Origin of the sequence: Roseobacter sp. HKCCA0434, assembly GCF_032464675.1 — a bacterium.
GTDB lineage: Bacteria > Pseudomonadota > Alphaproteobacteria > Rhodobacterales > Rhodobacteraceae > Pontivivens.
In genome coordinates this window covers 120807-128089 of the sequence record NZ_JAWDKL010000006.1, presented here as the reverse complement: position 1 = coordinate 128089, position 7283 = coordinate 120807, and the positions used below count along the sequence as shown (strand labels likewise).

At 68.5% G+C, this 7283-nt stretch carries 8 protein-coding genes; 1 reads left to right on the top strand and 7 read right to left on the bottom strand.

The genetic code is table 11. From position 1 onward, the window contains the following. Positions 1 to 118 precede the first annotated feature (118 nt). From RX333_RS06080 to RX333_RS06070, 3 genes are all read right to left on the bottom strand, one after another. Positions 119 to 937: a sulfite exporter TauE/SafE family protein gene (locus RX333_RS06080; RefSeq protein WP_316014029.1), complete on the bottom strand. Its 819-nt coding sequence runs from the start codon at positions 935 to 937 to the stop codon at positions 119 to 121. A gap of 84 nt (positions 938 to 1021) precedes the next feature. Beyond that, complete coding sequence (locus RX333_RS06075; RefSeq protein WP_316014028.1) at positions 1022 to 2380, bottom strand: sigma-54 dependent transcriptional regulator; 1359 nt, start codon at positions 2378 to 2380, stop codon at positions 1022 to 1024. Next, positions 2377 to 4155 carry an ATP-binding protein gene (locus RX333_RS06070; RefSeq protein ID WP_316014027.1) on the bottom strand — a complete coding sequence of 593 codons (1779 nt, stop codon included), beginning with the start codon at positions 4153 to 4155 and terminating at the stop codon, positions 2377 to 2379. Before RX333_RS06070 ends, RX333_RS06075 begins: the two co-directional genes overlap by 4 nt. A 107-nt stretch (positions 4156 to 4262) precedes the next feature. Between RX333_RS06070 and msrP the strand changes: the two genes are divergently transcribed. Beyond that, entirely contained in the window at positions 4263 to 5222 is a 960-nt protein-coding gene (gene msrP / locus RX333_RS06065) for a protein-methionine-sulfoxide reductase catalytic subunit MsrP (RefSeq protein WP_316014026.1), read from the top strand. Between the two features lie 11 nt (positions 5223 to 5233). Here the strand turns inward: msrP and RX333_RS06060 are convergent, their stop codons facing one another. From RX333_RS06060 to RX333_RS06045, 4 genes are read right to left on the bottom strand one after another with little or no spacing between them, the layout of a single operon-like run. After that, the gene (locus tag RX333_RS06060; RefSeq protein ID WP_316014033.1) at positions 5234 to 5860 is read right to left on the bottom strand and encodes a DUF1638 domain-containing protein; all 627 of its coding nucleotides are present in this window, start codon (positions 5858 to 5860) and stop codon (positions 5234 to 5236) included. 56 nt (positions 5861 to 5916) lie between these two features. Next, entirely contained in the window at positions 5917 to 6252 is a 336-nt protein-coding gene (locus tag RX333_RS06055) for a YbjQ family protein (protein WP_316014025.1), read from the bottom strand. Beyond that, positions 6233 to 6451, bottom strand: coding sequence for a hypothetical protein (locus RX333_RS06050; RefSeq protein ID WP_316014024.1), 219 nt, complete (start codon positions 6449 to 6451; stop codon positions 6233 to 6235). The genes RX333_RS06055 and RX333_RS06050 overlap by 20 nt, the downstream gene beginning before the upstream one ends. Before the next feature lie 52 nt (positions 6452 to 6503). Further along, the gene (locus RX333_RS06045) at positions 6504 to 7205 is read right to left on the bottom strand and encodes a B12-binding domain-containing protein (protein ID WP_316014023.1); all 702 of its coding nucleotides are present in this window, start codon (positions 7203 to 7205) and stop codon (positions 6504 to 6506) included. Between the last annotated feature and the right edge of the window lie 78 nt (positions 7206 to 7283).

The window sequence follows — 7283 nt, the reverse complement described above, 5'->3', positions numbered from 1 at the left end:
GCTCCGTCCGACCATAGGGGAGGATGCCTGCGATGAATCCCATCGTGCTCGCGCTTGCGGCGCCACGGCCCGCGCCCAGGCGGCGAGCGCCGGTCCCTCGACGCGCCGCCAGCCGCGATCAGCCGCCAAGACCGGCGCGCAGCATGTTGAGCGCCATGATCAGGATGAACACCGCGAAGATCAGCCGCAGGGGCCGCACCGGCAGCGCGTGGGCGAGCTTCGCGCCCCACGGCGCGGTGATCAGCGTCATGGCGATGACGATCAGGAAGGCGGGGATGTTCACGTAGCCCAGTGTCAGCGGCGGCGCGGCCTCGGGGCTGAGCACGAGGAAGCCCAGCACCGACGGCACCGCGATCAGGATGCCGAAGCCCGCCGCCGTCGCCACCGCGCGGTGGATCGGCACGTTCGACAGCGTCATCAGCGGCACGCCCAGCGAGCCGCCGCCGATGCCCATCAACACCGAGACGAGGCCGATCCCCGCGCTCATAACCGCGCGCAAGGCGCCGGTCGGCAGCGCCTGCGCCAGCGTCCAGTCGGACTTGCCGAAGGCGAAATAGGCGGCGATCACGCAGCCCAGCACGCCGAAGATGATCTGGAGCGTCGCGCTCTCCAGCTCCCCCACCGCCCAGACGCCGACCAGAGCGCCGAGCGCGATGCCCGGTCCCCAGCGCTTGAGGATGTCCCACTCCACCGCGCCCTTGCGGTTGTGCGAGGCGACCGAGCGGGCCGAGGTCACGATGATCGTGGCGAGCGAGGTGGCCAGGCAGACCCGCATCAGCTCGGCGCTCTCGTAACCCGCGAGGGAGAACACGTAGTAGAAGACCGGCACCAGCACGATGCCGCCGCCCACGCCCAAGAGGCCCGCGACGACGCCGGCGAAGGCGCCGGTGGCCAGCAGCAGCAGGGCGAGCGGGATCAGATCGGCGAGGGGGGGCATGGGCGAACTCCTGTCAGGGGGCGATCACAGGGCTACGCCCGGCGCGACGCGCGTGCAAGCGCATCGGACGCGCGGGCGCGCGGCTCACACGAAATCGGTGCGGCTGATGCCGTATTTCGCCATCTTCTCGTTCAGCGTCCGGCGCGGCAGGGCCAGCTCCTCCATCACCGGGGCGATGGCGCCGTGATGGCGGCGCAGCGCGGCCTCGATCTGCAGGCGCTCGAAGGCCTCGACATGATCCTTGAGCGGGCGGGCGCCGCTCTCCGCCGCGCGGGCGTCACTCGGCTCGGGGGCCGGTTCCTCTCCCAGCACGACACGCACGGTCGGCGTGCCCTGCCGCGCGCGCAGCACGAAGCGTTCGGCGATGTTGATGAGCTGGCGCTGGTTGCCCGGCCAGTCATGGGCCAGCAGGCTCGCCGCATCCTCGGCCGACATGTCGGGGCGCGGGGTGTCGTAGTCCTGCGCGAAGCGGTCCACGTAATGCTCGAACAGCTTGAGCACGTCCTGCCCCATCTCGCGCAGCGGCGGGGTCACGATCTCCAGCGCCGACAGCACGTAGAAGAGGCCCGGCGAGAACTGGCCGGAGGCGACCTCCTCGCCCACCTTTTCGTCGGCGATGGTCGCAATGCGGCAGCGGATCGGCGCGCCGTCGGACATCTTGCCGTCGCTCAGCGTCTGGCCGAGCCGGGTCTGCAGGCGGGCGGGCAGCGCCGAGACGTTCTCGAACACCACCATGCCCTGCCCCGCCGCGATCAGCAGCGGCGGGTTGCCCGAGCGGTCGGGGGAGAACACGCGCTCCTCGATATGGCTGGCGGGCTCCGCCGCGCAGTTGAGCGTCAGGAACGGGTGACCGGCCTGCGGCCCCGCGGCGTGCAGCGCGCGCGCGGCGAGGCTGCGGCCCGAGCCGCGCTCGCCCTTGATCATCACCGGCGCGTCGGCATGGGCGTAGTCCATGATCGTCGCGCGCAACCGCTCCACCGCCGGGCTGTCGCCCATGATCCGGCGCAACAGGACCGTGCCGTCGGCCAGTTCGCGGCGCAGCAGCCGGTTGTCGATGGTCAGCCGCCGCTGGGTCGCGGCGCGGCGTACCAGATCGGACAGGCGTTCGGGATCGAAGGGCTTTTCGATGAAGTCGTAGGCCCCTGCGCGCATCGCCTCGACCGCCATCGCGACGTCGCCATGGCCGGTGATCATGATGACCGGCAGGTCGCGATCCTTGCGCTGCAACTCGGCCAACAGCTCCAGCCCGTCCATCCCCGGCATCCGCACGTCCGATATCACCACGCCGGGGTAATCCTCGTCGATCGCGTCGAGCGCGGGCGCGGCCTCCTCGAAGCTCTGCGGGGCGAAGCCCGACAGGTCGAGGAACTGGGCGATGGAGGCGCGCATGTCCTCCTCGTCGTCGATGATGGTGACGGGCAGCGCGTCGGTCTGGTCGGTCATGGCTCGGGATCTCCGTGATCCGGTTCGTGGAATAGCGGCAGGCTCACCTCGAAGATCGCGCCGCCCTCCGCGCTGTTGCGCGCGGTCAGCGTGCCGCCGAAATCGCGGATGATCCCGGCGGAGATCGCGAGGCCCAGCCCCACGCCCTCACCGGGTGCCTTTGTGGTGTAGAACGGCTCGAAGATCTGACCAGTGTTGGGCGGCAATCCCGGCCCGGTATCGCGCACCTGCAGGCGGGCGAGCTGGGGGCCCGCGAACATCTCGATGGTGATGACGGGCTCGGGCACGGCGCGCATCGCGTCCACCGCGTTGCGCAGAAGGTTGACCAGCACCTGTTCGAGGCGCGTCGGCTCCGCCTCCACCAAGACCGGGGCGTCGGGCAGGCGGCGCACGATCTCGATGCGGCTCTGCCCGATCTGGGGCGCCATCATGGCGAGCGCCGCCGTCACGCTGTCGCGCATATCCACCGTGGCGAACTCCGCCGTCCCCTTGCGCGCAAAGGTCTTGAGCTGGTTCGTGATCGTGCCCATGCGGGTGATCAGGTCCTCGATCCGGGCAAAGGACGTCAGCGCCTCCTCGGTCCGGTGGCGCTTCATCAGCAGTTGCGCGCCCGCGATATAGGTGCGCATCGCGGCGAGCGGTTGGTTCAGCTCGTGACTGACCGCCGCCGACATCTGCCCGAGAGCCGCGAGGCGGGAGGATTGCTCCAGCGAACTTTCGGCCTCCTGCAAGGATTGCTCGACGCGCAGGCGTTCCTCGATCTCCGATCCCAGCCGGGCGTTGAGCGCGCGCAGCTCCTCCGACTCGCGCTGCAGGCGCAGGCTCTGCTTCGCCGCGCGGCGGGAGATGATGTAGAACCCCAGCGCCACCAGCAGGGACATGCCCATCAGCTCCAGCGCCACGACAGCCGACACCCGCTCGCGCGCCTCGCTGACGGGGGCGAGATAGGTCACCCGCCAGCCGCGGAAATCCACGGCGCGGTCGATGCGCAGGAACTCCTCGCCCTCGATCGCGACTTTCGGCCCGGCCCCCTCGGGGTCGAGATTGAGCATCGGCAGGATCGCGAAGCGCCCCGCGCCCTCGGCCGAGAGCGGATCGAGGAAGGGCGACAGCGATCGGTAGCGCCAGTCCGCGCGCGAGGACAGGAGGATCAGATCCTCGGCATTGGTGACGAAGACCTGGTCGGCCCCGCCCACCCAGCGCGTCTGCAGGCCCGCGAGGTCCACCTCCAGCACCACGACGCCCAGGATCGTGCCGCTTTGCTGCAACCGCCGGGCGAAGAAGAAGCGCTGCTCGGTCTCGGACACGGCCACGGTCGCGAAGACGGAGATGTCCTGCTCCAGCGCCAGCTGGAAATAGGGGGCGGCGGCATGGTTGATCGCACCGGGCGTCGTCTGCGTGTCGGCCACCATCGAGCCCGCCGCGGTATAGAGCGACAGGCTCAGCGCGCCGGTGGTCGATTGCACCCCGCCCAAGGTCAGGCGCGTCTGCTCGGTGGTCGCGCCGGTCAGCGCTGAGAGCAGCAGCCGGTCCTGCGCCAGCAGCGCGGAGGCGACGGTATACTTGTCGAGCTCCGCCTCGATCGCGTTGGCATAGAGCGTGGAGCGCACCGCGGCCCGGTTCGACAGCGACGACATGAATCGGTCCGTCAGCACGATCCAGCTGATCCACAGCGCGACGAAACCCACCACCAGCGCCAGCGCGGCCAGCACCAGCTGCGTGCGCGACAGCGCGCGCAGGCGGGCCACGCCGGGATATGGGGCCGTCTCGCTCATCTCCTCGCGAGGTAGGCCATTCGCCGCACTCAAGCAACTTTGATTAAGCGCATCCCGTTCTACCTGATAGTCAAACGGCAAGCACAAGCGCGCGAAAGGATCTTTTCATGCACTATCAACGCCGACCGAGCTGGGCGCTGCCCGAGGCCGCCGTCACGTCGGAACACCTTTTCCTCAACCGGCGCAAGGTCCTCGCTGGCATGGGCCTGGGGGCCGGGCTGCTCGCCCTGCCGGGGCGCGGACGGGCGGAGGCCGGGGTCTCGCCGCTGGAGGCCGCGATGAACCCCGCCTATGCCGATGCGGGCCGCGAGCTCACGTCGGAGGAGCTGAGCTCGACCTACAACAACTTCTACGAGTTCGGTTCCTCCAAGCGGATCAGCCAGGAGGCGCAGCGCCTCGACGTGAACGGCTGGACCATCAAGATCGGCGGCATGGTCGAGGAGGAGTTCGAGATCGGCTTCGAGGACCTGATGGGCCGGATGCAGATGGAGGAGCGGATCGTCCGCCACCGCTGCGTCGAGGCCTGGTCGATGGTCGTGCCCTGGACCGGCTTCCCCCTGTCCGAGCTGGTGAAGATCGCAAAGCCGCTCTCCTCGGCGAAATACATCAAGATGCAGACCTTCCTCGACCCCGATGTCGCGACCGAGCAGCGCGCCGCCTGGTGGCCCTGGCCCTATACCGAGGGGCTGACGATGGACGAGGCGATGAACGAGCTGTCCTTCATGGTCACGGGCGCCTATGGCAAGGAGCTGCACAAGCAGTTCGGCGCACCGATGCGCCTGCACACGCCGTGGAAATACGGCTTCAAGTCCATCAAGTCGATCGACCGGATCGAGTTCACCGACGAGCGCCCGCTGAGCTTCTGGGAAGAGCTCGCCGATGCCGAATATGGCTTCTGGGCCAACGTGAACCCCGAGGTCGATCACCCGCGCTGGAGCCAGGCGGAAGAGTTGCCGCTGGGCGCGGAGGAGAAGATCCCCACCCTGCTCTACAACGGCTACGCCGAACAGGTCGCGGACATGTATGGCAACCTGCCCGAAGAGGTGGGCGAGCGGTTCTGGCGCTGAGAGGCGCGTATTTACCGGGAAGATGAAAGGGCGGCGGCCAGATCACCATAGCCGGTGAAGCGCCGCTCGAATTCGAGGCCGAGGGTGCGCGCCGCCTCCTCGGCCTTTTTCGTGAGCGTGGGGTCGTCGGTCTGTGCCAGATAGACCAGCGTGTCGTAATTGCCGAAATAGCTCTCGCGCAGCTCCGGGTGCCGGTCGAGGCCCAGCGGTTCGGTCACGAAGGCATCGAACTGGCGGGCGAGGAAGTCGGTCAGGTAAAAGGCCGTCGCCTCCTCGCGCGCGGCGAAGCTGTCGATCCCCTCGAAGAAGGCATAGCAATGCGGGCCGGGCAGCATCTCGATGCCTTCCTTGGCGCAGTAGCGGGCGAGCGTGCCGCCGGTGCCGCAATCGGCATAAAGGACGAAGATCGTTTCGTAACCCGCGGCGCGGGCAGCCGAAACCTCCGCCGCGACGGCGGGCGTGATGCGGTCGGGATGGTTGTGCAGGATGGCCGGAAGGCAACGCAGCGCGAAATGATCCGCGCCGTTCGCACGGTTCACGGCCAGGATCTCCCGCGCCAGCGCACCGCAGGCGATCAGCGCCACCCGCCCCTCCCCGCCCCGCCAGCCGCGCGTGGTCAGCGTGTCCGTATCCGGCAGAGCCCCGGTCGCGGGCGCTGCGGCGCGCAGCCCCTGCCGTGCGGCACGGCCCCGTCTCACGCCAGCTTCACCGCCGTGCCGTAGAACACCACCTCGGAGGCGTTCTGCGTGATGGTCGAGGTCTGCATCCGCACGCCGATCACCGCATCCGCCCCCAGCGCCACGGCGTCGGCCACCATCCGGTCGAGCGCCTGCTCCCGGCTCGCGGCGAGAAGCTGCTGGTATTCTCGCAGTTCCCCACCCACCAGATTACGAAGCGAGGCGACGATGTCGGACCCGACATGCTTCGCCCGCACGGTCGAGCCGCGCACGAGGCCAAGTGCCGCGACCACTTCGCGCCCCGGCACGGTCTCGGTGGTCATCACGGGCAGGTCAGCGTTCGATGCGGTCATAATGGGCGTCCTCCTCGCTGGTCACGCGGTCTCGGATCACGCGGATGGCGATATAGGCCCCGGCCCCCAGCACCGGCAGCAGCAGGACCAGCAGCGCGGGCACCTCCGCCGCAGCACTCAGCATCACGCCGAGCCAGACGGTCAGCCCGGCGGCGGCCATCACGGCGACGAGGATCAGGACGAAACGGTCGAGTGGCATGGGCGTCCTCCTTCCCGCTCAATATCGGGAGGGCGGACGCCCGGTGCAAGCGTCAGGCGGAGAGCTGGTTGTGCTTGCGCGACATGAAGTCCTTGGCCGTCTCCACCGCCACGGCGGCATCGCGGCAATAGGCGTCGGCGCCGATCGCCTTGCCGAACTCCTCGTTCAGCGGCGCGCCGCCCACGAGGACGATGTAGTCGTCGCGGATGCCCTGCTCCTTCATCGTGTCGATGACGACCTTCATGTAGGGCATGGTGGTGGTCAGCAGCGCGGACATGCCCAGGATGTCGGGCTGATGCTCGGCCAGCGCCTCGATATAGGCCTCGACCGCGTTGTTGATGCCCAGATCCGTGACCTCGAAACCCGCGCCCTCCATCATCATCGAGACGAGGTTCTTGCCGATGTCGTGGATATCGCCCTTCACGGTGCCGATCACCATGCGGCCCAGGCGCGGCGCGCCGGTCTCGACCAGCAGCGGCTTCAGCAGCGCCATGCCGGCCTTCATCGAATTGGCCGCCAGCAGCACCTCCGGCACGAAGAGGATGCCGTCGCGGAAATCGATACCGACGATGCGCATCCCCTCGACCAGCGCCTTGGTCAGGATGTCGTAGGGGGTCCAGCCGCGCTCCAGCAGGATCTCGACGCCCTCGACGATCTCGTCCTTGAGCCCGTCGTAGAGATCGTCATGCATCTGAAGGACGAGCTCCTCGTCGTTCAGTTCGGAGAGTACGATATCCTGCTCGTCGTCGGACATGATCTTGGCCCTTTCCTTCGCGCGATGCGCGCGCTGTTTTCCTGCATATAAGACGCTGCGTCACCGCGAAAGCCGTCA

Excerpts from the sequence above, each read along its gene's own strand:
- RX333_RS06080 (WP_316014029.1), bottom strand. The coding sequence starts at position 937 with ATGCCCCCCCTCGCCGATCTGATCCCGCTCGCCCTGCTGCTGCTGGCC.
- RX333_RS06075 (WP_316014028.1), bottom strand. The coding sequence starts at position 2,380 with ATGACCGACCAGACCGACGCGCTGCCCGTCACCATCATCGACGACGAG.
- RX333_RS06070 (WP_316014027.1), bottom strand. The coding sequence starts at position 4,155 with ATGAGCGAGACGGCCCCATATCCCGGCGTGGCCCGCCTGCGCGCGCTG.
- msrP (WP_316014026.1), top strand. The coding sequence starts at position 4,263 with ATGCACTATCAACGCCGACCGAGCTGGGCGCTGCCCGAGGCCGCCGTC.
- RX333_RS06055 (WP_316014025.1), bottom strand. The coding sequence starts at position 6,252 with ATGACCGCATCGAACGCTGACCTGCCCGTGATGACCACCGAGACCGTG.
- RX333_RS06050 (WP_316014024.1), bottom strand. The coding sequence starts at position 6,451 with ATGCCACTCGACCGTTTCGTCCTGATCCTCGTCGCCGTGATGGCCGCC.
- RX333_RS06045 (WP_316014023.1), bottom strand. The coding sequence starts at position 7,205 with ATGTCCGACGACGAGCAGGATATCGTACTCTCCGAACTGAACGACGAG.